The 22,977-nt window shown below is 71.4% G+C and carries 26 protein-coding genes and 1 pseudogene; 12 read left to right on the top strand and 15 right to left on the bottom strand.

Annotated elements, in window-relative coordinates:
- Positions 1-5 precede the first annotated feature (5 nt).
- Genes KBX06_RS23505 through KBX06_RS23480 form a run of 6 tightly spaced genes read right to left on the bottom strand, consistent with a single transcriptional unit; the run spans position 6 to position 5,482 of the window.
- Positions 6-908 carry a type II secretion system F family protein gene (locus tag KBX06_RS23505; protein WP_210838699.1) on the bottom strand — a complete coding sequence of 301 codons (903 nt, stop codon included), beginning with the start codon at positions 906-908 and terminating at the stop codon, positions 6-8.
- 5 nt (positions 909-913) lie between these two features.
- Positions 914-2,452 (bottom strand): CpaF family protein, encoded by a 1,539-nt coding sequence (locus tag KBX06_RS23500; RefSeq protein WP_210838697.1) that lies wholly within the window; start codon positions 2,450-2,452, stop codon positions 914-916.
- The gene (locus KBX06_RS23495; RefSeq protein ID WP_210838695.1) at positions 2,442-3,242 is read right to left on the bottom strand and encodes a ParA family protein; all 801 of its coding nucleotides are present in this window, start codon (positions 3,240-3,242) and stop codon (positions 2,442-2,444) included. The genes KBX06_RS23500 and KBX06_RS23495 overlap by 11 nt, the downstream gene beginning before the upstream one ends.
- Before the next feature lie 2 nt (positions 3,243-3,244).
- Positions 3,245-3,904 carry an SAF domain-containing protein gene (locus KBX06_RS23490; protein WP_210838693.1) on the bottom strand — a complete coding sequence of 220 codons (660 nt, stop codon included), beginning with the start codon at positions 3,902-3,904 and terminating at the stop codon, positions 3,245-3,247.
- 55 nt (positions 3,905-3,959) lie between these two features.
- Complete coding sequence (locus KBX06_RS23485; RefSeq protein ID WP_374225670.1) at positions 3,960-4,922, bottom strand: hypothetical protein; 963 nt, start codon at positions 4,920-4,922, stop codon at positions 3,960-3,962.
- On the bottom strand, positions 4,916-5,482 hold the full coding sequence (locus tag KBX06_RS23480; protein ID WP_210838691.1) for a hypothetical protein: 567 nt from the start codon (positions 5,480-5,482) through the stop codon (positions 4,916-4,918). The genes KBX06_RS23485 and KBX06_RS23480 overlap by 7 nt, the downstream gene beginning before the upstream one ends.
- A 657-nt stretch (positions 5,483-6,139) precedes the next feature.
- Here KBX06_RS23480 and KBX06_RS23475 point away from each other — a divergent pair.
- Positions 6,140-6,847 (top strand): prepilin peptidase, encoded by a 708-nt coding sequence (locus KBX06_RS23475; RefSeq protein ID WP_210838823.1) that lies wholly within the window; start codon positions 6,140-6,142, stop codon positions 6,845-6,847.
- A 175-nt stretch (positions 6,848-7,022) separates the two neighbouring features.
- On the opposite strand, the gene KBX06_RS23470 is transcribed toward KBX06_RS23475, so the two are convergent.
- Positions 7,023-7,661, bottom strand: coding sequence for a phosphatase PAP2 family protein (locus KBX06_RS23470; RefSeq protein WP_210838689.1), 639 nt, complete (start codon positions 7,659-7,661; stop codon positions 7,023-7,025).
- A gap of 171 nt (positions 7,662-7,832) precedes the next feature.
- Here KBX06_RS23470 and KBX06_RS23465 point away from each other — a divergent pair, with 171 nt between their 5' ends.
- Both KBX06_RS23465 and KBX06_RS23460 read left to right on the top strand, forming a co-directional pair.
- Positions 7,833-10,238, top strand: coding sequence for a glycoside hydrolase family 65 protein (locus KBX06_RS23465; protein ID WP_210838687.1), 2,406 nt, complete (start codon positions 7,833-7,835; stop codon positions 10,236-10,238).
- 76 nt (positions 10,239-10,314) lie between these two features.
- Positions 10,315-10,797: a GNAT family N-acetyltransferase gene (locus KBX06_RS23460; protein ID WP_210838685.1), complete on the top strand. Its 483-nt coding sequence runs from the start codon at positions 10,315-10,317 to the stop codon at positions 10,795-10,797.
- Here the strand turns inward: KBX06_RS23460 and KBX06_RS23455 are convergent.
- Complete coding sequence (locus KBX06_RS23455) at positions 10,741-11,247, bottom strand: hypothetical protein (RefSeq protein ID WP_210838683.1); 507 nt, start codon at positions 11,245-11,247, stop codon at positions 10,741-10,743. The genes KBX06_RS23460 and KBX06_RS23455 overlap by 57 nt on opposite strands.
- Before the next feature lie 122 nt (positions 11,248-11,369).
- Positions 11,370-11,978, bottom strand: a complete 609-nt coding sequence (locus KBX06_RS23450) for a TetR/AcrR family transcriptional regulator (RefSeq protein WP_210838681.1) — start codon at positions 11,976-11,978, stop codon at positions 11,370-11,372.
- A 121-nt stretch (positions 11,979-12,099) separates the two neighbouring features.
- On the opposite strand from KBX06_RS23450, the gene KBX06_RS23445 reads away from it, so the two are divergent.
- Positions 12,100-12,966, top strand: a complete 867-nt coding sequence (locus tag KBX06_RS23445; protein ID WP_210838679.1) for an SDR family oxidoreductase — start codon at positions 12,100-12,102, stop codon at positions 12,964-12,966.
- A 184-nt stretch (positions 12,967-13,150) separates the two neighbouring features.
- The gene (locus KBX06_RS23440) at positions 13,151-13,825 is read left to right on the top strand and encodes a hypothetical protein (RefSeq protein ID WP_210838677.1); all 675 of its coding nucleotides are present in this window, start codon (positions 13,151-13,153) and stop codon (positions 13,823-13,825) included.
- A gap of 154 nt (positions 13,826-13,979) precedes the next feature.
- Here the strand turns inward: KBX06_RS23440 and KBX06_RS23435 are convergent, their stop codons facing one another.
- The 4 genes and pseudogenes from KBX06_RS23435 to KBX06_RS28045 all read right to left on the bottom strand — a co-directional run bounded on the left by KBX06_RS23435 (position 13,980) and on the right by KBX06_RS28045 (position 16,139).
- Entirely contained in the window at positions 13,980-14,921 is a 942-nt protein-coding gene (locus KBX06_RS23435) for a hypothetical protein (protein WP_210838675.1), read from the bottom strand.
- A 94-nt stretch (positions 14,922-15,015) separates the two neighbouring features.
- A pseudogene (locus tag KBX06_RS23430) lies at positions 15,016-15,342 on the bottom strand (DALR anticodon-binding domain-containing protein); the annotation flags it as partial.
- Between the two features lie 144 nt (positions 15,343-15,486).
- Complete coding sequence (locus KBX06_RS23425) at positions 15,487-15,903, bottom strand: type II toxin-antitoxin system VapC family toxin (RefSeq protein ID WP_210838673.1); 417 nt, start codon at positions 15,901-15,903, stop codon at positions 15,487-15,489.
- Entirely contained in the window at positions 15,885-16,139 is a 255-nt protein-coding gene (locus tag KBX06_RS28045; RefSeq protein ID WP_247686534.1) for a hypothetical protein, read from the bottom strand. The genes KBX06_RS23425 and KBX06_RS28045 overlap by 19 nt, the downstream gene beginning before the upstream one ends.
- Positions 16,140-16,244: 105 nt before the next feature.
- On the opposite strand from KBX06_RS28045, the gene KBX06_RS23420 reads away from it, so the two are divergent.
- From KBX06_RS23420 to KBX06_RS23395, 6 genes are all read left to right on the top strand, one after another.
- Complete coding sequence (locus tag KBX06_RS23420; protein ID WP_247686533.1) at positions 16,245-16,388, top strand: hypothetical protein; 144 nt, start codon at positions 16,245-16,247, stop codon at positions 16,386-16,388.
- On the top strand, positions 16,385-16,633 hold the full coding sequence (locus KBX06_RS23415) for a Txe/YoeB family addiction module toxin (protein WP_210838671.1): 249 nt from the start codon (positions 16,385-16,387) through the stop codon (positions 16,631-16,633). The genes KBX06_RS23420 and KBX06_RS23415 overlap by 4 nt, the downstream gene beginning before the upstream one ends.
- 436 nt (positions 16,634-17,069) lie before the next feature.
- Positions 17,070-17,348 (top strand): type II toxin-antitoxin system Phd/YefM family antitoxin, encoded by a 279-nt coding sequence (locus tag KBX06_RS23410; RefSeq protein ID WP_210838669.1) that lies wholly within the window; start codon positions 17,070-17,072, stop codon positions 17,346-17,348.
- Complete coding sequence (locus tag KBX06_RS23405) at positions 17,345-17,755, top strand: type II toxin-antitoxin system VapC family toxin (RefSeq protein ID WP_210838667.1); 411 nt, start codon at positions 17,345-17,347, stop codon at positions 17,753-17,755. The genes KBX06_RS23410 and KBX06_RS23405 overlap by 4 nt, the downstream gene beginning before the upstream one ends.
- Before the next feature lie 217 nt (positions 17,756-17,972).
- The gene (locus KBX06_RS23400; RefSeq protein ID WP_210838665.1) at positions 17,973-18,365 is read left to right on the top strand and encodes a hypothetical protein; all 393 of its coding nucleotides are present in this window, start codon (positions 17,973-17,975) and stop codon (positions 18,363-18,365) included.
- Positions 18,362-19,102 carry a DUF2637 domain-containing protein gene (locus tag KBX06_RS23395; RefSeq protein WP_210838663.1) on the top strand — a complete coding sequence of 247 codons (741 nt, stop codon included), beginning with the start codon at positions 18,362-18,364 and terminating at the stop codon, positions 19,100-19,102. The genes KBX06_RS23400 and KBX06_RS23395 overlap by 4 nt, the downstream gene beginning before the upstream one ends.
- 316 nt (positions 19,103-19,418) lie before the next feature.
- Here KBX06_RS23395 and KBX06_RS23390 read toward each other — a convergent pair whose 3' ends face one another.
- Together KBX06_RS23390 and KBX06_RS23385 are read right to left on the bottom strand one after the other, a co-directional pair.
- Positions 19,419-19,733 (bottom strand): hypothetical protein, encoded by a 315-nt coding sequence (locus KBX06_RS23390; RefSeq protein WP_210838661.1) that lies wholly within the window; start codon positions 19,731-19,733, stop codon positions 19,419-19,421.
- Between the two features lie 569 nt (positions 19,734-20,302).
- Entirely contained in the window at positions 20,303-20,773 is a 471-nt protein-coding gene (locus tag KBX06_RS23385; RefSeq protein WP_210838659.1) for a hypothetical protein, read from the bottom strand.
- A 588-nt stretch (positions 20,774-21,361) separates the two neighbouring features.
- Here KBX06_RS23385 and KBX06_RS23380 point away from each other — a divergent pair.
- Entirely contained in the window at positions 21,362-22,963 is a 1,602-nt protein-coding gene (locus tag KBX06_RS23380) for a restriction endonuclease (RefSeq protein WP_210838657.1), read from the top strand.
- Positions 22,964-22,977: the final 14 nt, after the last annotated feature.

The raw sequence follows: 22,977 nt of genomic DNA, 5'->3' as shown, positions 1-22,977 counted from the left end.
ACCGATCACGCGAGCACCTCCTCCGGGTCCGGGGCGGGCAGGAAGCGCGCGGGCCGGCGGGGCTGGCTCATCGACCGCACCCAGGCCAGCAGCCCGACGAAGGCCGCGCCGAGCGCCGCCATCACGAGCTGCCCGAAGGGCGTGCCGTACGGGCTGATGTACTCGGTGTTGAGCAGCCCGTACGCGACGGTGGCCAGGGTCATGCCGGTGAGGAAGCGGACCGCGAAGCGGGGCTGGGTGCGCTTCGCCTCGATCTCGCGGCGGGTGGCCACCTCGGCCGCCGCCGCCTGCGCGATCGAGCCGAGTACGTCGCCGAGGCGCTCACCCCGGTCGGTCACGTGCAGGATCAGCGCGGCCACCGCCTGGTCGCAGACGGGGTCGCCGATCTCGTCGGCGAAGGCGAGCAGCGCGGAGCGGGCCAGCCAGCCGGCCTGGAGGCGGGCGGCGAGCAGCCGTACCTCCTCCTGGATCTCCTCGGGCGCGGTGGCGACCGTACCGATGATCGTCTGCTGGAGCCCCTGGCCGGTGGCGGAGACGTCCTTGAGTCGGCGCGTCCACTCGCCGACCGCCTCGATGCGGGCGATGGCCCGCTGCTCGGCCTTGCCGACGGAGAACAGCCAGGGGGTGCCCGGTACGGCCACCGCGACCAGCAGGCCGACCACCGGCAGCCCGGTGACCAGGAAGGCCAGCGCGCCCGCGACCAGGGCGCCGACCAGCAGCGCCTGGTGCGCCCGCTGCTCGCGCGGGTTGGCGCTCGGGCCCTTCCACAGCCGGTCCAGGCCCCGGCCCGTGCCGGGCCGGCCGCCGGGCGGCCGGCGGGTGCCGACCAGCGCGACGACCGCCAGCAGCAGCCCCGCGACGCAGGCGGCCCCGGAGACCACCGCGACGAGTTCGACGTTGTCCAGCATCGACGTCACCGCCGTCCGAGGCGGGTGTGCCGGGGCCGCCGCCACGCGCCCGTCCCGGCCTCGATCCACCGGCTGAGCAGCCGGGCGTCGTAGCCGACCCGCAGGAGCTGGGCGCGCACCCGCTCGGGCAGGTGCCGGGGCACGGCCCGCCCGTCCGGCCCGGGCCCGAACACCTGGGTGGTGGTGATCCGGTTGCCGTCGCCGACGCCGATGACCTCCTCGACGTGCGAGACGAAGCGGTGCTTGCGCCCGCCGATCGCGGTCTCGTCCTCGACGGTGACGTAGACGATCAGGTCGAGTGCGTTGCCGGCCATCCGGCGGGCCTGGTCGACGGTCATCTCCCGGCCGTGCGCGAGCGCCAGCTCGATGATCCGCTCGCTCACCCCGGCGGGCGTACGCGCGTGGATGGTGCACATCGAGCCACGGCTGGTCGTCATGGCCTGGAGCATCGGGACGATCTCCCGGGACCGGACCTCGCCGACGATGATCCGCAGCACGCCCATGCGCAGGGAGAGCGGGATCAGGTCGGCGATGCTCACCTCGCCGGCCGGGCGGCCGTCCGCCCCGCGTTCGCCGTGCCCCTCCCGGGCCTCGAAGCTCATCACCGCCCGGTGCTTGAGCCGGCGGCGGGCCGGCAGCAGCTCCCGGCTCTCCTCCAACAGCACGTACGGCTCGTCGGCCGGGATCTCGTCCATCAACGCCCGGATCACCGTGGTCTTCCCCGCACCCGCGAGCCCGGCCACCATGATGTTCAGCCCGGCGCGCATGGACGCGCGGAGGAAGTCGCGCACCAGCGGGTCGATCATCTCGTCCAGGTCGCCCCGGCTCCCGGCGAGGTCGTCGAGGCTCACGTCCAGCGTGTTGTGCTTGCGGATCACCGCGTACGGGCGGTGGCTGACCAGGAACACCGCCGCGAGCCGGCTGCCGTCGGGCAGTTGCAGGTCGAGGGTGGGCTTGGAGGTCGACAGCGAACGCTCGGTGGCCCCGGCCCGGCGGGCCGCCGCCTGGAGGATCTCCACCAGCTCGTCGTCGCTGTCGGCGATCGGCTCCACCCAGTCGACCCCGCCGCCGTGCCGGGTGACGCGCACCTGGTCGCAGCCGAGGATGTGCACCTCCTCGATGGTGTCGTCGACCAGCAGCGTCTGGAGGCGGCCGAGCCCGGCCAGCTCGGCGGTCACCTGGTCGAGCAGGATCCGCTCCTCGCCGGCCGCCATCGGGGTGCCGGCCCGGCGCACCGCGTCGGCGTACTCGGCCACCACCGTCACCGCGAGCCGGGCGCGCTCGGTGTCCTCCTCGTCGACGGTGAACTCCCGGCCGCGCTGCCACAGGGCGAGGCGCTCGCTGAGTTCCCGGCGCAGCTCGCGGACCACCTGGAAGTCGACCCGGGGCCGGGGCGTCGGCTCGGGCCGCGGCGCGATGGCCGGCACCGGCACCGGCAGCGCGGCGGAATGGTGCCGGCCGTTGGCCGGGGCGAGCGGCGGCGCGGTGGAGGTGGCGCCGGGTGGCTGCCGGCGCGGATCGCCGGAGACGGGTTCAAACCGCATCCGGCACCCCCTGCGGCACGGGCCAGGCCAGCCGGGCACGCCGGCGTTCCAGCAGCGCCCCGACGGGCACCTCCAGGGCCCCGGCCGCGCGCATCAGAGGCCGACCGGCGCGCACCGTGCCGCCGAGGCCGAGCACCTCGGCCGTACGCGGATCGTGCGGCAACCGGGCGACGACCGGCAGCCGCAGCGCCTTGCTGACCTCGCCGCTGCCGTGGCCGTCGCCGACCAGCAGCAGCCGCAGGGTGCCCGGCGGCACCCGGTGCTCGGCGAAGTCCCGTTCGATCGTCCTGACCATCGCCCGGGTCCCGGAGAGGTCGGGGAGCCGGGCGCCGCTGACCAGCAGCACCACCGAGGCGGCGCGCAGGAGGGGCCACGGCGGCCCGACGACGTGCAGCCGCCCGCAGTCCACCAGCACGTCGTACGGCGGGTCGCCGCCCTCCAGGCTGCCGAAGAAGTCGGCGAACCGCTGCCAGAGCGGGGTGACGCTGCCGGCCTGGGCGGGATCGACGACGCCGGGCAGCAGCAGCCGCTCCCGCTTCGGCGCGTCCAGGTCGACCAGCTGCGACCAGAACGCCGACTCCAGGTTGCCGTCGCGCAGCTCGCCGACCGCCAGCTCGCCGATGCCCCGGGGGCCGTCGAGCGCGCCGCCCAGGTAGCCGGCGAGGATCGACCCGCCGGCCGGGTCGCACTCGGCCAGCACCAGCCGCCGGTGCCAGGTCAGGGCGCAGGCCAGGGCGGTGGTGGTGACGCCCGGGGAGCCCTTCGCCGACACCAACGCGATGATCGCCATGCTCAGGCCGCCTCGGTCAGTACGAGGGCGAGCCGCTCCTGGCTGGACAGGGCGACGACGGCCGGCACGTCCCGGACGGCGAGCGCCAGGTAGACCACCACCTCGTCGTTCTTGTCGGACGTGACGGCGTCGATGACCGTCGCCTGGAACCGGGTGGCGGCACCGGCCGGGCGGTCGTCGTTGCCCTCCGGCGTGCTGACGAGCAGGACCTTGTCGCCGGGGTGGAGTTTGCGGGCGGGCACCTCGGCGGGGCCCAGCCCCAGCGCGAGTTGCTGCTGGCCCGGCCCGAGCAGCGGGTCGTCGGTGAGCTGGGCCATCGTCAGCAGCGTGCCGGGGGTCAGCGACACGGCGGCCCGCTTGCCGACCACCTCGTCGAGCCGGTCGGCGGGCACCGGGGACAGCCCTCGACCGCCGGCCACCTGCACCGGGACCAGGTCGTCGGCGCTGACCTGCCGGCCGACCTCGACCGGTCGGGCCACCGCCAGGTAGCTGCCGGTGGCGCGTACCGAGGTGACCGCGAACGCCGCCCCCAGGCCGCCGAGGGCGATCAGCAGCACGGCCAGACCGAGCAGCCCGGGCCGCATCCGGCGCTGCCGGACCACCCTGGGCGGGGCGACCGGCGCGTCCACCGGCGGAGTTCCGTTGCGGGTCGCCACACTCACTGGGCCATCTCCGTTCGCGACTGCGGGGCTCGCAGGACCGGCTCACTCCTCGCGCTCACTGGGCCACCACCTGAAGTTCGTTGATCCGGACCGGCACCGTGCCCGTGGTCCGGTTGACGGGGATGACGCCGCTCTGGCCGCCGCCCTGCCAGGTCACGATCCAGTACGTCGTGGCCCGCACCCGGTAGTCGCCGGCCTTCGGGTAGCCGCTGTCGTAGCCGCAGTCGGGGGAGCGGCCGCCGGCGAACCTGCCACCGGCCTTGTACTCGGTGCCGGCGCCCTTGCAGGTCTCCTTGTGGCCGTTACCCATGTCCCAGACGATCCGGTCGAACGTCGCCGTGATCCGTACGGTCAGGCCCCGCTCGCTCTCCGACGCCTCCTGGGTCGGCCCGAAGTACTTCGCGTCGTTGTTGCTGCCCCACATCCAGACCGGCAGCCCGACCAGGCCGGGGCCCTTGCTGCGGCGGGGGGCGACCGCGATCCGGGGCGCCGCGATGGTGATCTTCGCCAGCGCCCGCCGGGCGAGTTCCTCCGGGTCGGGCGGGGCGCCGAAGCCGGGCGGCGGGGCGTCGCGCAGGACCGTGGTCTGGGCGCCGAGGTCGCCGCCGTTGCATGTGCGTACGTACCACTGCTGGCCCTCGGGGGCCTCGGGCTGCGGTTCGGCGAGCTTGTAGTAGCAGCCGTCGCCGTTGTTGAACCAGCCGAGCACGTCGTCGTAGCACTTGATGGAGCGGCCGTTCCACTGACACTTGCCGCCGCCCCCGCCGCCCGAGTCACCGCCCCCGCCGTCGCCCCCGTCGCCCCCGCCTCCGGGGCCCCCCGGGGTGCCGGGGTCGTCGTCCCAGACGCTGCAGTCGCTCTGCCCCGGCGGGCACTCCGCGCCGGGGTCCGCGCGGCCGGCGGCGATCGCGGGCACCGCCGCCCCGAGCGCCAGCAGCAGCGCCAGGCCGGCGCCCGCGAGCGACCGGCGGGCAGCGCCGCCCCGGACGGTACGGATCCGCCCCGCCCGCGTCAGCACGGCAGGTCCTCGTGGGCGGCGCCGGCGCTGATCAGCCAGCGGCCGTCCGGGTAGCGGGTGGCGGTGGCGGTGGCCAGGTGCCGCGTACCGCCGGTGCCGGGCACGACCCGCTTGTCCCTGGCGTAGACCAGTCGGTAGCCGGTGGCGTCCAGGCAGTCCTGGATCTCCACGGTTGGCGGGCTCGAATCCAGGCTCACCGAGGTCACGGTTGGGTCGGAGACCAACGTGCCGGTACGCATCGCGCCGTGCTCCTTCGCCTCGCGGATGGTCAGCCGGACCCGGGTCAGCAGCGGGTCGGCGAGGAACCGGGACAGCTCCGGGTGGTGGGGGTCGCCGCGTCCGCTCGCCCTGCGGGAGGCGGCGAGATAACCGGCGTACGCCTTCAGCGCCGCCTTCCTGGCCGCCTGTTCGTCGGCGACGCGGTGGGTGGGGGCGGGCGCGTTCCCGGCGGTCTGCGCCCCGGGGGCCGGCCCGGGCTCGGGGGCGCAGGCCGGGGCCGCGCCGAGCGCCGCGATGGCGAGCAGGCAGGTTGCCCATCGGCTGAACCGCCGTCCGCGCACGTCGTGCCTCCTCGGGGGCGACCGGGGGCCGGTGGCGACCTCCGGGCAGGCGGCGGCGTGCCCGGATGAGGCCATCCGGACCGGTCAGAAAGCGCCGTCGCATTTGCCTCTGTGCATGTCCAGTGAATGCGGTGCCCCGCTTCGTCGCGTCGTTCCGATGTGGGTTGCACCGCACTCAAGGGGCGAGCATAGGCTGACGCTCGCCGATGCAACAGAGGCAATTCATTCGATCACTCTGAGTGATGGAGGGTGGTGGCGCGGGGTGGTTGTGGCTGGTGGCGGCGGGCGGGTTGGCGAGGGGCGGTCCGACGGCCGGCGGGGCGGTGGCGTGGGAAGCGCGTGCCGTGGGCGGTGCGTCGTCGTGCGGGCCATCGGGTGTCCCGGACGTGGCGTCTGGTCCGATCCGTCCCTTGGTCATTTGCGTCGACAAGTCGTCCACGTGGGATTCCCGCCTTCGTCGACGCGTCATTCCCCGACGCGACGCCGCGCACTCCGTGGGAGGGGCGTGGGCCGTTCCACCCGTTACCGGCCCTCGCTCATGGCGCTACCCTTCGTGTTCACGTCCCACGCCGGGCCGGGAGAACGCCCGTGGCGCTGACCGATCCGCCGCCGGCGGCGGGGCCGACCGCGCCGAAACTTGCCGCGCGCGGGGCGCCGCTGCTGGCCGTCCTCGCGCTCGCCCCGGCGCTCCGGCTCGCCGTGATCAGGCACGCCGTACCGCCGGGGGTGGCGAACCGGACCGGGTGCGACGCGTGCGGCGCTCCCGTCGGGCTGACCCGCCCCTGGCCGGCGCTCGGCCCGACGGCGCGGTGCGGACGGTGCGGCGGGCGCGTCGGCCCGGCCCCCGGCACGGTGGAGCTCGCCGTCGCGGCGGCCGTCGGGGCGCTGGTGCTGCTCGGGCCGCCCGCCCCGGTGCTGGTCGCCACGGCCTGGTGGCTGGGCTGGGCGATCCCCCTGGTCTTCGTCGACGCGGCCGTGCACCGGCTGCCGGACCGGCTCACCTGGCCCGCCGCGGCCGGGACCTGGCTGCTGCTGGGGGTGGCCGCCCTCGCGGGGGCCGGTCCGGCGCCCTGGCTGCGGGCCACCGCGGCCGGCGGCGCGCTGGCGCTCTTCTTCGCCGCCACCACGCTGCTGCTCGGCCGGCGCGGGTTCGGCCTCGGCGACGCCAAGCTGGCGCTCGGCGTCGGCGCGCTGCTGGGCTGGCACGGCTGGGCCGTCCCGGTGGCCGGGCTGGTGCTGGCCCTGCTGCTCTCCGGGGTCCTCGGCGTCGCGCTGCTGGTCGCCCGCCGCGTCGGCTGGCGCAGCCACCTCCCCTTCGGCCCGTTCCTCGTCCTCGGCGCCCTCGCCGCCCTCCTCCTGCCCTGAGCGGGCAGCCTCGTCTTCGCGGCGCGCGGAGGGCGACGCGTCCAGCTCCGCCCGGGGTGGTCCGCGGGGGCGTCGTGGCGCGCGGCGGGGCGACCCGCCCAGCCTCCGCCCGGGGCGGTCGGCGGCGGCTTCGCGGCGCGCGGAGGGCGACGTGTCCAGCCTTCGCCAGGGGCGGTCAGCGGCGGGACGTCGGGGCCGCCGGGTCGTGAACGGGACGCTCGGCCCGACGGGCGCGACGGTGCAGCAGCCCGGCGGCGGGGCGCGCGAGCAGCGGCGTGAGCAGCGCGGCCAACAGGGCGCCGAGCAGGACGCCGGCGAACACGTCGTGTGGGTAGTGCACGCCGACGAAGGTGCGGGAGAACGCGGCCAGCGCCGCCAGCGGCAGCGCCACCAGCCCGACGCGGCGGGACAGCAGCAGCGTCGCCACCGCGAGGCCGCCCGCGATCGTGGAGTGGTTGCTGGGGAACGACCAGTCGCCCGCCGGCGGGCACTCGCCGGCGATGATGGCGAGTTCGGTGGCGAGCGCCCGGCAGGGGCGTTCCTGGTCCAGCACCGTCTTCAACAGCTCACTGCACCCGTACGCGAGCACCACCGGCGCCGGCGACACCAGGGCGTACGCCCGGTCGCGCGGCCCGCCCCCGAGCCGGGACACGGCCGAGACCAGCCACAGCGCGCCGAGCAGCAGGATCGCCCCCTCGGTGAAGTGCTCGGCGAACCACTGCACCGGTTGCGGGGTGTCGGCGGCGAAGTCGACGATGTCGTGGTACCAGTCGACACTGATCTCCGGAACGTCCGGCAGGCCCGCATCAATCATGATTCACCTCACGCATCGTTCATACCTCGTTTACCTCGCAGACAACCACGGAACATCTGGAAGTCGGGCGCAGTGTGCGTCGGTCGGGCGACTACCCCGACCCTCGTCTCAGTGACCTCTCAGCCCGTTCTGCTTCGATCGACCCGGTACGTCGCAACTCCTGGAGGCGCAGTGCACGACACCCCCACCGCCGATCGGCCGCCGACCGGACAGGCCACGGGGGACGACGAGGCCTGGCGGATCCGGCGTACGGAGGCGGACCTGGACCGCCTCGCCGAGACCGAGTCGATCTTCGCGTTGGGCAACGGCTGGGTCGGCTGGCGCGGCACGCTGGACGAGGGCCGGCCCTACGGGATGCCCGGCACCTACCTCAACGGCTTCCACGAGCGGCGCGAACTCGACTACCCCGAGGACGGGTACGCCTTCCCGCAGTTCAGTGACACGGTGATCAGCGCGCCGAACGCGGCCCTGATCCGGCTCTGGGTCGACGGCGAGCCGCTGGACGTACGCACCGGCACCCTGCGTACCCACGAGCGGGTGCTCGACCTGCGCGCCGGGGTCGTCGAGCGGCACACCGAGTGGACGTCACCGGGCGGGCACGGCGTACGCGTCCGCAGCGTCCGGCTGGTCTCCCTGGCCCGGCGTCAGGTGGCCGCCGTCCGGTGGTCCGTCGAGCCGCTGGACGGGGCGGTCGAGGTGCGGGTCTGCGCCGACCTGCTCGCCAACGAGCGGGTGCCGGAGCGCTCCGACGACCCCCGCGCCGCCTCCGTGCTCACCGACCCGCTGACCGCCGAGTACCGCCACTCCGAGGGGCACGACGGCGTCCTCGTCCACCGCACCGGGCACAGCGGGCAGCGGGTCGCCGTCGCCGTCGCGCACGAGGTGGCGGCCCCGGACGGCTTCGCCCCCGGCGTCGACTGCACCCCCGACCGGCTGCGCCTCACGCTGGCCGGGACGCTGCGCGCCGACGAGCGGCTCCAACTGACGAAGTTCGCCGCGTACGACTGCACCTCGGTGGACGCCATGCCCCCCGAGGAGCTGGCCCGCCTGGTCGTCGCGGAGGCCGACGCGGCCCGCGCGGAGGGCTTCGACGCGCTGCTGGCCGGCCAGCGCGCGGCGCTGGACGTCGCCTGGCAGACCGCCGACGTGCAGCTCGACGGCGACGACGAACTCCAACAGGCCATCCGGTTCTCGGTGTTCCACCTGCTCCAGGCGGGCCGGGCCGACGGCGACCGGACCATTCCCGCCAAGGGCCTCACCGGCAACGGCTACGACGGGCACGTGCTCTGGGACACCGAGGGCTACGTGCTGCCCGTGCTGACCTACCTCGACCCGCCGCTGGCCCGCTCGGCGCTGCGCTGGCGGCACGCCCACCTGCCGGAGGCCCGCGAGCGCGCGGCGGAGCTGCGGCTGACCGGGGCGAGCTTCCCGTGGCGGACCGTCGGCGGGCGGGAGTGCTCCGGCTACTGGCCGGCCGGCACCGCCGGGCTGCACCTCAACGCCGACATCGCCGACGCGGTGCTGCGCTACGTCGCCGCCACGGGCGACGAGGAGTTCCTCGCCGGGGCCGGCCTGGAGCTGCTGGTCGAGACGGCCCGCCTCTGGCACGGCTTCGGCCACTGGTCCGACACCGGCACCTTCCACCTGCACGGCGTCACCGGCCCCGACGAGTACAGCGCCCTGGCCGACGACAACCTCTTCACCAACCTGATGGCCCGGCGCAACCTGCGCGGAGCCGCCGACGCCGTCGAGCGGCACCCGGAGGCGGCGGCCCGGCTGGGGGTCGACCCGGCCGAGGTGTCGGCCTGGCGCGCCGCGGCCGACGCGGTGTTCATCCCGTACGACCGCAAGCGCGGGGTGCACCAGCAGTCGGCCGGCTTCACCGAGCAGCCGGAGTGGGACTTCGCGAACACCTCCGACGACGACTACCCGCTGCTGCTGCACTTCCCCTACCTGGAGCTCTACCGCAAGCAGGTGGTCAAGCAGGCCGACCTGGTGCTCGCCATGCAGCGCTGCCCGGGGGAGTTCACGGCCGACGAGAAGGCCCGCAACTTCGCCTACTACGAGGCGCGTACCGTGCGGGACTCGTCGCTGTCGGCCTCCCCGCAGGCCGTGCTCGCCGCCGAGGTCGGGCACCTCGACCTGGCGTACGACCTGTTCGCCGAGTCGGTGCTCCAGGACCTGGCGGACCTGGGCGACAAGACCGGCGACGGGCTGCACCTGGCGTCGCTGGCCGGGGCGTGGCTGGCCCTCGTACAGGGCTTCGGCGGCATGCGCGACGACCGGGGAGTGCTCTCCTTCGACCCCCGGCTGCCGGCGGCGATCGACCGGCTCGCCTTCAGCCTGCGCTGGCACGGCCACCGGCTGCGGGTCACCCTGACTCCCGACGAGGCCCGCTACGCGCTGCCGGACGCCGACCCGGAGACCGGCATCGAGGTGTGGCACCACGGCGAACCGCTCCGGGTCACCGGGGCCGGGCCGGTGACCCGCCCGATGCCCGAGGTGCCCGACCCGGGGCCGGAGCCGCTCTCCCCGCCCGGCCGTCGCCCCACCCGCCGCTCCGCCAGCAACCGCTGAGGTGTAAGGAAGGGCCCCTTCCTATCGTTTTTTGGATAGGAAGGGGCCCTTCCTTACACCTGGGTAGGGTGGCGCGGTGTCGGATCTCCAGCGGCTCGCCGCCCACCACGCCGCCGCGCTGCTGCGCTTCGAGCGCGAGAACCGGGAGTGGTTCGCGCGCTCGGTGCCGGACCGGGGAGACGCGTACTTCGCCGCGCGGCACGCGGGGCTGCTCGCCGAGCAGGAGGCCGGCCGCTGCCACTTCCACGTCCTGGTCGCGCCGGACGGGGCGGTGCTGGGCCGGTTCAACCTGGTCGACGTCGCCGACGGCGAGGCCGAGCTGGGCTGTCGGGTAGCCGAGCGGGCCGCCGGGCGCGGGGTGGCGACCGACGGCGTACGCCGCGTCGCGGCACTGGCCCGCCGGGCGTACGGGCTGCGCCGGCTGACCGCCGGGACCACGCTGGACAACGCGGGCTCGCTGGCGGTGCTCCGGCGTACCGGCTTCACGCAGGTCGGCGAGGTGTCACTCGACGGGCGTCCCGGGCTGCGGTTCGCCCGCGGGCTGACGGCCGACGACTGACGCGCCGGACATCCGCTGCCGGACGGTCTCCAGCGCCTCGAAGGCGTACGCCCAGTTGTGGCACTTGAAGCTGCGTAGCCCCTCGATGGCGGTGCGGCAGTCGGTGCAGCGCACCCCGGCGATCGCGTCCGGGACCTCGGTGTTGACGTACCGGCGGTCGCCCAGGATGACCGTCGCGATCATCATCCGGTCGTGCACCCCGGAGAGGGCGGAGGAGACGATGTCGTACCAGTTGACGCGCCGGCCGCACTTCGGGCAGTCCGGCTGGTCGCCGCTGACCCACAGCGGGGCGCCGATGCTGCGCAGCGGCATGCCGAGCAGTTTCTCGATCCGCCGTACGTCCGACTCCGGGGTCGTCCAGCGGTGCCGGCCGGGCAGCGAGGCGGGCGAGTCGTAGACGGCGCGGAACAGGACCGGGTCGACCTCCACTGTCTCGCGCTGACTGGTCATCGGCGTGCCTCCTCCACGGTCGGTGCCCGTACCGCCGTCGCGGGTGGGGCGCGTACGACCGGATCAACGACGACCGGGGGCCCGGTGTTGTGTCCGTCCGGCGACGCGGGACGGGCCGAGGGCTACGCCTCGCGGGGGCGCAGGCCGCGCAGCGCGGTGTCCACCACCTGGTCGGCGTATCCGTGCGTCAGCGGGCCGGTGCGCTGGAGCCACCGGTTGAGGAGCGGACCGAAGATCAGGTCGACGGCCACGTCGAGGTCGACGTCCTCGGCGAGCTGGCCCGCGCGTTGGGCGGCACGCAGGCGCTCCTTCTTCAGCTCCCGCACGGGCCCGTCCAGCCGCGTCGCGTAGTCGGCGGCCAGCGCCGGGTCGTGGACGATCTCGGTGTGCAGGGCGCGCATGGGCAGGTCGTAGCGCGGGTCGTGCAGCTCGTCGACGGTGTCCCGCAGGACCAGCTTCAGGTCGGCCGCCAGGTCGCCGGTGTCCGGTAGGGCGCCGCCCTGGCCGCCGTCGGTCGTGAGGGCGAGGAAGGCGTCGAAGAGCAGCGCGCCCTTCGACGGCCACCAGCGGTAGATCGTCTGCTTGCCGACGCCGGCGGCGGCGGCGATGCCCTCGATGCTCAGCTTCGCGTAGCCCAGCTCCCCGACGAGGTCGAAGGCGGCGGCGAGGATGGCGCGGCGCGCGGTCTCGCTGCGTCGGCTGGAGTCGGGGGCGACCTTCGGGGCGGGCACGTGACCCAATCTAGCAAGTATGAGACGAGACGGTCCGTCTTGACAGCGGGGATCCGGCGGGTAGGGTCACTCCTGTCAACAAGACGAGACGGTCCGTCTCGCAAAGGAGGGAGAACGGCTCATGGAAGCCTCAGTCACCGCCGTACCGCGGGCCTGGTTCGTCACCGGGGCCAGCCGCGGCCTCGGCCGCGCCTTCACGGAGGCCGCACTCTCCGCCGGCGACCGGGTCGTCGGCGCGGCCCGGGACGTCTCGCCGCTCGACGACCTCGCCGCCCGGCACCCCGACCGCCTGCTCGCGTTGCGCCTCGACGTCACGGACCGCGCGGCGGTCGTCGACGTCGTCGACCGGGCGGTACGGCACTTCGGTCGGCTCGACGTCGTCGTGAACAACGCCGGGGCGCTCTTCATGGGCATGGTGGAGGAGTTCACCGAGGCCGAGGCCCGCGCCCAACTGGACCTCAACTTCTTCGGTGCGCTCTGGGTCAGCCAGGCCGTCCTGCCGCACCTGCGCGCCCAGCGCGGCGGGCACGTCGTGCAGGTCTCCAGCATCGGCGCGCTCGGCGGTTTCCCCAGCACCGGGCTCTACAGTGCGAGCAAGTTCGCGCTGGAGGGCATGAGCGAGGCGCTGGCCGCCGAGGCCGCCCGCTTCGGCATCAAGGTCACCATCGTCCAGCCGGGCGGCTACTGGACGGACCTCTACGCCCGCAGCACGACGGCCGCCCCGAACCCCGCGTACGACCCGCTTCGGGAGGAGTTGGCGCGGCAGTGGGCCGAGGGGTCGGTCGACAGCGAGCCCCGGCTGGCCGCCGAGGCCCTCATGAAGCTCGTCGCCAGTGACCAGCCGCCGCTGCGACTGCTGCTGGGCAGCATGGTCTACGACCTCGCCTTCGACATCTCGAAGCGACGCATGGACGTCTGGGCCGGCTGGGAAGAGGTGAGCCGCGCCGCCGAGCAGGCGGTCCCGGCCCCGGGCACCGGGCCGACCTGAGTTCCGGCCACGCTCAGCCGGATCGCCGTACGGCGAGACGCTCGTCATGCCGGCGACCGTCGCCACGACCCTGGCGCCCGTCCACCTGACCGGGGACCTCGTCGGGCCCGGATCAGCGACGGGCGGGGCCGACCGTGGCGGAGGCGCACTACGCTCCGGGCCACCTGAAGGAGAGGGAAGATCAATGCGTAGGACTCTGCTGCCCGTCGCGGCTCTCGCCCTGGCGGCGGCGCTGAGCGGATGTGTCACGATCAACGCGCCGGCGGACGACCCGGACCCAGCGGCCTCCGGGCAGCCGACGGCCAGCAGCACGGTGGTGGACGACGAGCCGGCGGACCGGGACCCGGCGCCGTCGGCCGCGCCGGACACACCCGGAGCCCCTGCCACGCTGCGGGCCCTCACCTGCGAGCAGCTCAAGACCGCCGCGCTCGGCAACGGCAGCGAGCGGTACAACGGTTACGCCGAACCGATCCCACTGGTCGACGGCATGTGGTCCGGGGAGGACGGCACCGTCGTCCACATGCAACAGCCGTGCGCCGTCGGCGACCTGACCGGCGACGAGGCGGCCGACGCGCTGGTCCCGGTGCTGATGGACGGCGGCGGGACCGGGAAGTTCTGGCAGGTCGTGATGTACGGCAACATCGACGGTCAGCCGCACTACGTCACGATGATCGACATCGGCGACCGGACGCCGGTCGAGTCGGTCTCGATCAGCTCCCGGCGGGCGACGGTCGTCTACCTGACCCGCCCCGAGGACGCGTCCTCGGCGGAGGTCGCCGTCCGGCGTACGGCGGTCTACCGGCTCAGCGGCAGCCGGCTCGTCGAGGTCAGCCACACGGACACCCCGTACACCCCCTGAGACGTTCGACAACCCCGCGCGGTGGTGTCGTCGCCTACGCCGGTGCGGGCAGGTGCGGCGGCCGTCGGTGAGCTCCCGCGATGCGCCAAGGCCGCGTCAGGTGGGGCTGGTGCGTTCCAAACCCACCTGACGCGGCACTTCACCCGTGGAACGGTCAGGCGTGGAAGTGGACCACGCCCTTGAGCACGTTCGGGTTCTCCGGGCTCGGGTACTCCGTGCACCTGATGGTGAAGGTCGCCGACAGTGCGACCGGCTCGCCGTCAGCGCCGTACTCCAGTTCCTTGATCGTGAAGACGCCGGTCGTCGGCCGGCAGCGGAAGCGCTCCACCGACAGGCCCGGCCGCCCCGGGTCCTGCTCGCCGACGGGCTGCGCGTCGCGGTAGGTCGTGCCGACCGTGAGCTGCTCGCCCTGCGGCGGGGAGAACTCCACAATGTCGTTGAGCCGGCCGCCGGAGGCACCGAAGCGCAGGGAACTGCTCCAGAAGGTCTGTGCCCAGAAGGTGCTCGTCGCCCCGCGGTAGGTGTGTGACTCGGCGGTGCCGGGCTCCTGGTCGGTGAGAACCCACCGGTACGACAGCGGGGTCGCCTTGTACTTCAGGGTGCCGCTGACGGCGGGCTCGCCGGGCGAGCAGCGCTGCACGAAGGTCGCTTCCAGCATGTTGATCGTGCCTGCCGGGTCGAACCCGATCTGGTGGATCGTGAATCGACCGTGGACCTGGTTGCAGCCGCTGCTGCCGTGGGTGACGTCCAGGCCAGGAGCCCGACCCGTCTGGAAGCCGGCGCGCTCCGCGTTCGGGTAGTTGCCCGGGTGCAACTGCTCGCCCACCGGTGGGGCGAGCGAGATCGACCAGAACGTGCCCGCAGACGAGACGTTCACGCGGTGGATGTTCCCGTCGCGCAGGCTCTGGAAGCTGGCCGTGGGCTCGGTGAAGGTGCCGGTGACCGGCTCGCCCTGCCCGTCCGAGGGCTCGATCGACCAGGACAGGGAGCTTTCGGGGACCGGTGCCGCGCTTGCCGGTGCTGCCACGAGGAGCGCGCCGGTGAGGCCGACAAGGGACGCGGCGACGACCGCGCCACGCCTGATGGTTCTGAACATGAATTTCCCCAGCTAGGTGGACAGTGTACGGAGGGTATCGACGACCACCGACAGAAGTGAGTCATTTTCGAACCGGGGACGGGCGTAGGACGGATCACATGCGTTCGGGGGTCCTGATGCCGAGCAGGTACAGGCCCTGCCGGAGCACCCGGGCGGTGAGGTCGCAGAGCACCAGCCGGCTGTCCCGTACCGGCGCGTCGGCCCGCAGCACCGGGCAGTGCTCGTAGAACGCGCTGAACGTGGCGGCCAGCCGGTACAGGTACCCGGCCAGGTGGTGGAATTCCAGGTCGTCCGCCACCTCGCCGACCACCCTGCCGAAGCCGGCCAGCTCGAAGGCGAGCGCCCGCTCGGCCGGCTCGGCCAGGGAGATCGCCGCGTCCGACCGGGCCGCCACCCCGGCCGTCCGCGCCGAGGATCGCACCGAACCCGACATGCTCGGCCCGGGCGGGCGGGGCCAGCCACCCGGGGGCGCCACTATTCCAACCGCGGTGCGACGATCGCCGGTGATCCGCTCAACTCGGGTTGCCCCGAGGACACGAGGCCGATGATTCTCGGGCGATCACCGTCAGGACGCCGCCAGCAGCCGGATCTCGCAGCGGACGCCGCTGGCCTTGGCAAGCCGGCCATCACCAGTCACGAGTGGACAGGCCATCAGTTCCGCCGCCGTGACATACGCCGCGTCGTAGGCCGTGACATTGCCCCGCAACTGCCACATCCGGTCGAGCAGTAGCGCGATGTCAACCTCGTCTATGACCAACGACGGCAGGGTGTCGATCGCCTCCTGAGCCCGGGCAAGGCCGAGCTTCCCACCGAGAACCTTGCCTCTGATCACCGACATGACCTCGACCAGAAGATGGCCTGGCGCGGCCCAGTGCGGATCTCTGGTCAGTTCCGCCCGCGCCACGTCGCCTGACGGCCCGTCATCGACCAGGGCATCGGCCAGGACCGACGCATCCACGACTATCACGCCGCGCTTCCCCACGTTCCGCGCTGCTCTCGCTGGTCGCTCAACTCGGCGGCACTCTCCCCCGGGAGGGAGCGAGCACCGTCCGATCGGCCGGCGAAGCGGTCAAGAGCCGCCGTGTTGCGCAGCCGTCCAGCCTGCGTCTCCACCAGCTCCAAGAGGTACGCCTGGAGTGACTGCCCGCGCGCCTTGGCCTGAGCCGCCAGGGCGTCTCGTACTTCTTCCGGCACGTCCCGAATCTGGAGAGCGACCATGCATTCATTATGCATGCAGCATCGCTTGCTCCGTCAGGAGAGGCTTGCACCCCGATCAACGGGTTCGCCTGGTGATTGCGGCACGGCGAAGAGTCGTAGTCCAGGTTGAAGGAGACGGCCTATCTGGTGGCCAGCCCCGCCAACGCGCGCCGTCTGAATGAAGCCGTCGAAGAGCTGCGTGACGGGGGTGGGGAGATGCGCGACCTGATCGACCCCGACGCCAGTTCAGGCGAGGCGTCGACAGCGTGAAGGTCCAGTTCGCCGGCCGAGGCTGGGAAGACTATCTGACCTGGCAGCGAGATCGCCAGATGCTCAAACGGGTGAACGCCTTGATCGAGGACATCCGACGCATCGGCCACCAATACATCGGCAAACCGGAGCAACTCCGCGAAAACTGGGCGGGATTCTGGTCGAGACGCATCGACCAGGAACACCGCCTCGTATACCGGATCATGGACGACACAGTGCAGATCGCGCAGTGCCGTTACCACTAGGAATGAGGTAGAGGACCACGCCCTCCGCCGAGGACGTGGCCCTGCGGCGGCTGCGTGCCGTCGTCATACGACTCGCCGTACGACAACATCCCGGCCCGTCCAGCACCGCGCCGCCGCGGCCAGCCACAGTCCGCGTCGAGAAGCCGAGCCAAGCGTCACGATGCGTCGCGGTCAACTGGTTCGCATGAAAGATCAACAAAGTGGGCCGGAGGTGCCACCATGCGAACCGCGCCGCCACGATCGCAGGCGATCCACTGACCCTGAGCTTGCCCCGCTCACGGATCCTTGGGTCTGCGCGATGATTCCGACCCGACCCGCCGGGCCGCCGGCCAGTCGCCGTGGCCTGGAACTCGTCGACCTCTCCTGTCGGCGAACAGGCAGCCCGGATGATGCCGGGAGCTGGAACCGTAGAACATATGGTTCTACACTCGTGTCCATGGAACGCATCGGTGTCCGGGAGCTGAACCAGAACACGAGCCAGGTGTTGGCTCGGGTGAGTGGCGGCGAGACCGTCGAGATCACCGATCGCGGACACCCGATCGCCCGACTCGTTCCAGTAGGCGACGACAGGTCGATATTGGCCAAGTTGGTAGCGGCAGGACGAGCCGTCGCCCCCACCGGTGGCGGCTCTGTGCCACTGCCACCGAAGCTCGGTGACGAAAATGTGGACGTGGCCGCCTCGCTCGCCGCGATGCGTGACGAGGAGCGCTGGTGATTTATCTCGATTCAGCTGCCGTCGTCAAGCTGGTGCGGCAGGAGGTGTGCAGCGCCGACCTTGTTTCCTGGCTCAACCAGCACGACGACGTGCCGCTGGTCTCCTCCGCTCTCGTCGAGGTGGAAGTGCCCAGAGCGCTGCGCCGATCAGCTCCGCAAGCGTTGATCGGAGTGCCGGCCACCGTCGGACGCCTGTTCCGCCTGGAGATCGACAGTACGATCCGTGCGACCGCAGCCGCGTTCGCCGAGCCGACGCTCCGCAGCCTCGACGCCATCCACCTGGCCACCGCCCAGGTGCTGACCAACGAGTCCGGCACGGCACTCACCGCCTTCGTCACCTACGACCGGCGGCTGCTCGAATGCGCCAAAGAAGCAGGACTACCCGTAGCGAGCCCTGGCCAGAACTGAGCCACACATCCACCACTCCGGCGCGGAGTCGGTCGCCATACGGCAGCGCGGCCATGACATCGGCAGCGACCTTCGCGTCTCTGTGACCTTGAACCCCTCCGTCTGGGTATCCGTTTCGAGTGGGCCGGAGGTACCACCATGCGAACCAAACCGCCACGATCGCCGGTGATCCGCTACCGCTGACTTTAACCAGCTCACGGGCATCGGTTGGTGCCCGATGAACCTGACCCGCCCGTCCAAACCGCCGGTGCGGTTCGCCGATGCGGAAGAGATCAACCCGTTCCAGCTCCTTTTGGATCTTCGTGACCATGCCGTCGTTTGGACGGCGGAATCCGGACGCGTTGCCACACTGACGGAGCTGGCGTTGTCCGCTGCAGTGGTTTCCTGGTGGACTCGCTGGCAACCATCGATGAGCCACGCCGCTCTGCGGGCGGGCGCGAACCTGACGGACATCGCCGAAGCGACCGGTCTCGACGCGAGCGACGTCGTCCGGCGGTGGCGGCGATGGGCCGATGTCCAGACGCGGCTGGACATCGGCGGACGTCCGCCCGTGGACTCCGCCGAGGTCCAGGCCATCGAGCGACGGATGGGTTCCGGGGTGGTCCGATGACGCCGACCCGGCTTGCCCGAGACGTGAGCACTGTGGCGGTGGCCGGGATTGCTGCTTGGTCGTCCTGGAGTCACATGGTCGCCGTGGCGTTGAGGTTCGGTGAGCGTCCCGAGGTCGCCTACGTGCTGCCGCTGTCGGTCGACGGGATGCTGGTTGTCGCGTCGGCGGCTATGGTCGAGGACAAACACGCCGGTCGGAGGGTGCGCTGGTCGGCCCGGACGGCTTTCGCGGTCGGGGTGGCGGCCAGCGTAGCGGCGAACATCGCCGCCGCCGAGCCAAGCCTCGGCGCGCGGATCGTGGCGGCGTGGCCGGCGGTGGCGTTGTTGCTGGTCGTGGAGATGCTGACCAGATCGCAACCGGCGCCACGCAACAACCCTCGAACGTCGGACGTCACCCGCCAGCAGGAGCCGCCTACTGCCAGCGCCGCGTCGATACCAGCACCGGGGTCAGACCCACCGGTTTCCTTAACTCAGGCGAATGGAGCGCAGCGGGCTGGAACCACCGCTGGTCCGGCGACGAGTGAGGTACTTGCACCTCCACGGCGCGGCAACTTGCGACGCAGGCGGACGGCGGTGCGCCCAGAGCGGACCGTTGATGCCGTGGCCCGGCTGCGCGCCGAGCGTCCCCAGGCCAGCCCGGCAGAGCTAGCCTTGGCTGCCGGTGTGTCCGAACGTCATGTCCGACGCCTTATTGCGGGCAAGCCCGAGGATGCGGGTCAACAAGAACGTGGTCTTTGAAGTTACTGATGACGCGCCCAAGGCGCATCCCGCTGGTGTCGGGCGCGGTCTCGTTCATAGATCACATCGACCGGGTTTGACTGAGGACGAGCGATGGCGGTGTGGAACGGACGACGGTCCCGTACCCGCTCATTGAGGACGCCCTGACCACGATGGGTGCTGTCGCCGAGGGGAGTTATGCCGGTTCGCTAGGGCCATGCCTGACGAGCCATTCGGTGTACCGGGTCAGGGCTGGCGGTACTTACGACGGTAGCCACCCATGCACAAGAGCGCCCCGCTCAGCCGAAGGTGAACGGGGCGCTCTTCATGCTCTGAGTCAGACGTCTTGCAATTCCCGCAGGTTCCGGTCAGTTGCCACGTACTGTGGCCAGTCGTCTGTGTCGCACTCGGCCGCGTGTAGCGCGGTACGTATGTCGACTAGCAGTGTGTTGACCGCGCTCTCGAAGTTGAGCGCCTCGATGCTCGAGGCGAATTCCGCAGTGCGGTCGGCGAGGCTTGCGGCGATCTGCACCTCGCAGCCGAGCTCGTCCAGGTGCTCCTGCACTGCGTCGAGGAACTCTTCAAACTGCTCGTCGGTGCCGTGCGGCGTGCTTTCGAACGTCATCTGGATCGCGATCCGATGCTGTCGCATGATCAGTCGTCCTCCCAGCACGTGGCTCGCTTGAGCTGACCGGTCAAATCTCTCAGATAGTTCGGGTTCGAGGGGGTGCATTTCACTGTTTTGAGGTGTTTTGCGGGGCAGGGGCAGTACATCTTGAAATACTTGCGTCCCCCTCCGGTGACCTTCCAGCCCCGTCGCTCGGCTGTCCGGAGGAGATCCTCAAGCTCCTTCACTGTGTGCCTGGAACGTGACACGTAGTAAACGCTCCTTGCCTCTTGAGGTTACCTAGTTAGAAGATCGACTAACAGGCGCAGTTGGTCACAGCCGGGTCAACGGGTGAACAAACCCAGATCGGGCATCTTAAGAGCGCACAGCGGCGTACGATACGGCCTAGTCAGCAACGCGACAGGTAATTTGTCGCGATGACGCTCTGCTGGAGCTGGCTGTCCGCTGCGGGGTTGCGCTGGACATCGGCGGGCGTTCGTGGATCCCGTCGAGGCCCGGACCATCGAGAAGACGGATAGGTCCCGAGGTGGTCCGATGACGCCGACCCGGATCGCCCGTCGCTTCAGTGCTGCAAGCACCGCACGGGCAGGTGTTCAGCCCGACCGGCGGCGTGTGGCCGCATGCGCGGCGGCGAGGAGCTCATGGTCGGGATGCTGTAACGCGACGGCGTCGAGCGCACTGTTGGCTTCGAAGGGCTGGTCCGCCAGTGCCTCGGCGAGTGTTAGGGCTGCGGCTACGAACCCGCGCGTCACGAGGTCGCGGTGCGGCGCGAGCCACAGGTGCCCGGCAAGGTCCGCGAGTTGCCCGCGGTAAACGTCGACTGCACGCCGCAAAGCGGCGACGCGGACGGATGACACACCTGACTCGGTGGCGCGTTGCGCTGCGGTGACGGCTTCCGCATGGCCCAGAGGCCGACGTCCAAGGCGTCGCGATTGAGGGTGTAGCGGTGTCGCTTTCAGCTGCAGGCTGGTGTTCTCGCCGCCGACGAGGGTGCAGATTCGGCGCAGTTGTAGGTGTAAAGGCGTGCGCGGCCAGCCGGCGCGGCGGCTCGGGGATGAGGTCATCCCGGATCTCGTGTTGGTATGCGACCCGCCCCGCACGACGAGGTAGACGAGAATTCGACTGCATGTGGCCGGACCCGTTGTCCGTCGGGGACGTCGAGGATCGCCGGTGGGCCGAGTACGCGAACCTGTACCCGCTTGGCTCCGACGTCGACCTGCTTGTCGAGGCGGTGGCGGGTGTCGTGGGCCTCCGCTCCATCCGCGGCGCCGCCATCGACTGCGGCAGATCCTTCGGATCGGGGGGCGTTCATAGTCGAGCGCGATCCGTGCTCGACCTCATACGCGAAGGCTCGTGGCTCATTGTCAAAACGGTACAGATCACGTCGGCCACTACGGACCCCAGCAGACCGGTGCCACTCATGGGTTGGCGCGCTCCACGGCCGCAGTGTCGGCACCGGCCAAGGGGGATGTCGTGGCCCTTCGCAACACACACCCTTGGTTCGGGGCGTCCCTAGGGCGGGGCCAGAGGCAGCACAACGATCGAACGCCTCAAGTAATGATCCGGCTACGCGCGGCTAGACGAGGCCGATCCCCAGCGATAGCCTGGCCGCGCTGAAACAGCAGCCCGAGTTCTTCACCGGAGGCAACTGGATGGCGCGTAGGTCTCCCTCGCCGAATGAGTCGGAACGCTGGCAACGCCAACAGATACGAGAACTCGAGCGGCAACAGCGTGCCACCGCAGCTGCGGCCAAGGCCGCTGATCGGGCGAAACGAGACCAGCACATCGCCGACCAGAAGCGCGAGACCGAGCTACGGACTGCCGAGGTCGAGACTCGGGCACGGCAGCTCCAGGCGATCCTCACCTCCGGCCTGCGCCACACCGCTCGAATCGACCTGACCTCGCTCAAGCGTCAGCCCTCGCCGCAGCCGTTCAATCCGGGCGACCTCGCCGCGGTTGCCGCGCTGCCGGCATGGGGGCAGTTCGAGCCACCGCAGCCCGGTATGGTCAGCCGGCTCCTCGGCGGGCAGAGCCGCTACCAGCAGCAGCTCTCCCATGCCCGCGCCGCCCATCAGCAGGCCATGCAGGCATGGCAGGTCGCCGACGCCGACCGGCGGCGGCGGCTTGACGCGGCACGCAGCAATCATGACGAGCGGGTCCGGCAACATCTGGCGGAGGTTGAGGAGCACAACCGACACGTCGAGCAACTGATCACCAGCTACCGCGCCCGAGACCGAAAGACCGTCGAGTCGGTCCTCGGGCTCACCCTCAACCAAGTACCTCTGCCAGACGACTTCCCCCGGCGCGCGGAGATCACCTTCAGTCCCCAACAGGCGCAGATCGTCGTACGCATGCAGCTCCCCGGCCGCGAGGCTGTACCCACCGTGCGTGGATACAAGTACGTCCAGACGCGCGACGAGATCCAACCGGTCCCACGACCCACGAAGGAGACCAGCGAGCTGTACCGATCGCTCGTCGCCCAGGTAGCGCTCCTGACGTTGCACAACCTGTTCGAAGCGGATCCGCAGCTTGCCAGCATCGGGTTCAACGGCCACGTCGACGCGATCAACCCCGGCACCGGGCAGCGCGAATACCCCTGCCTGATCAGCCTCAACGTCGAACGTGAGTTGTTCGCTCAACTCGTCCTCGCCCAGGTCCGTCCCGAGGTGTGCCTGCGCCACCTCAACGCCCTCGTCTCGCCGCACCCGTACGAGCTGGAGCCGATCACTCCGATCCTGGACTTCGACCTGACCAAGTTCTCCTTCGTCGACGGCTTGGACGCGGTCTCCACGCTCGACTCGCGACCCGACCTGATGAAGATGAGCCCTACCGAGTTCGAACACCTGGTCCGGCAGATCTTCGAGGCGATGGGCGTGGAAAGCTGGACCACCGAGCAGAACTACGACGACGGAGTCGACGCCGTCGTCGTCAACCGCTCGGCCCTGCTCGGCCGGCTGAGCATCGTGCAGGCCAAGCGCTACAAGGATGCCGTGGGCGTCAGCCACATCCGCGAACTCGCCGGCGCCATTGAAGAGAAGAAGGCCGGACACGGCATCCTCGTCACCACCTCATGGTTCACACCACGCTCCTGGCAAAAGGCCCGCGAACACGGACGGATCGAACTCATCGACGGTAACCGCCTCACCTACCTGATCAAAGAGCACCTCGGCAAAGACGTCCTGATCGGCATCAAGCGCCCTCGGACCGCGACCACCGGACCAGACGGTGCCAGCGCGGCAACCGCCAGTAGCTGAGACAGGCGAGGGAA

It is taken from the genome of Micromonospora sp. C31, assembly GCF_018070575.1.
In the GTDB taxonomy this organism is placed as follows: Bacteria; Actinomycetota; Actinomycetes; order Mycobacteriales; family Micromonosporaceae; genus Micromonospora.
This window is presented reverse-complemented; position numbering and strand designations above follow the sequence as displayed.

Coding starts and splice junctions, on each gene's coding strand:
- KBX06_RS23505 (WP_210838699.1), bottom strand. CDS start 908: ATGCTGGACAACGTCGAACTCGTCGCGGTGGTCTCCGGGGCCGCCTGC.
- KBX06_RS23500 (WP_210838697.1), bottom strand. CDS start 2,452: ATGCGGTTTGAACCCGTCTCCGGCGATCCGCGCCGGCAGCCACCCGGC.
- KBX06_RS23495 (WP_210838695.1), bottom strand. CDS start 3,242: ATGGCGATCATCGCGTTGGTGTCGGCGAAGGGCTCCCCGGGCGTCACC.
- KBX06_RS23470 (WP_210838689.1), bottom strand. CDS start 7,661: ATGATTGATGCGGGCCTGCCGGACGTTCCGGAGATCAGTGTCGACTGG.
- KBX06_RS23455 (WP_210838683.1), bottom strand. CDS start 11,247: ATGACCAGTCAGCGCGAGACAGTGGAGGTCGACCCGGTCCTGTTCCGC.
- KBX06_RS23445 (WP_210838679.1), top strand. CDS start 12,100: ATGGAAGCCTCAGTCACCGCCGTACCGCGGGCCTGGTTCGTCACCGGG.
- KBX06_RS23440 (WP_210838677.1), top strand. CDS start 13,151: ATGCGTAGGACTCTGCTGCCCGTCGCGGCTCTCGCCCTGGCGGCGGCG.
- KBX06_RS23435 (WP_210838675.1), bottom strand. CDS start 14,921: ATGTTCAGAACCATCAGGCGTGGCGCGGTCGTCGCCGCGTCCCTTGTC.
- KBX06_RS28045 (WP_247686534.1), bottom strand. CDS start 16,139: ATGGTCGCTCTCCAGATTCGGGACGTGCCGGAAGAAGTACGAGACGCC.
- KBX06_RS23410 (WP_210838669.1), top strand. CDS start 17,070: ATGGAACGCATCGGTGTCCGGGAGCTGAACCAGAACACGAGCCAGGTG.
- KBX06_RS23400 (WP_210838665.1), top strand. CDS start 17,973: ATGAACCTGACCCGCCCGTCCAAACCGCCGGTGCGGTTCGCCGATGCG.
- KBX06_RS23395 (WP_210838663.1), top strand. CDS start 18,362: ATGACGCCGACCCGGCTTGCCCGAGACGTGAGCACTGTGGCGGTGGCC.
- KBX06_RS23390 (WP_210838661.1), bottom strand. CDS start 19,733: ATGCGACAGCATCGGATCGCGATCCAGATGACGTTCGAAAGCACGCCG.
- KBX06_RS23385 (WP_210838659.1), bottom strand. CDS start 20,773: ATGACCTCATCCCCGAGCCGCCGCGCCGGCTGGCCGCGCACGCCTTTA.
- KBX06_RS23380 (WP_210838657.1), top strand. CDS start 21,362: ATGGCGCGTAGGTCTCCCTCGCCGAATGAGTCGGAACGCTGGCAACGC.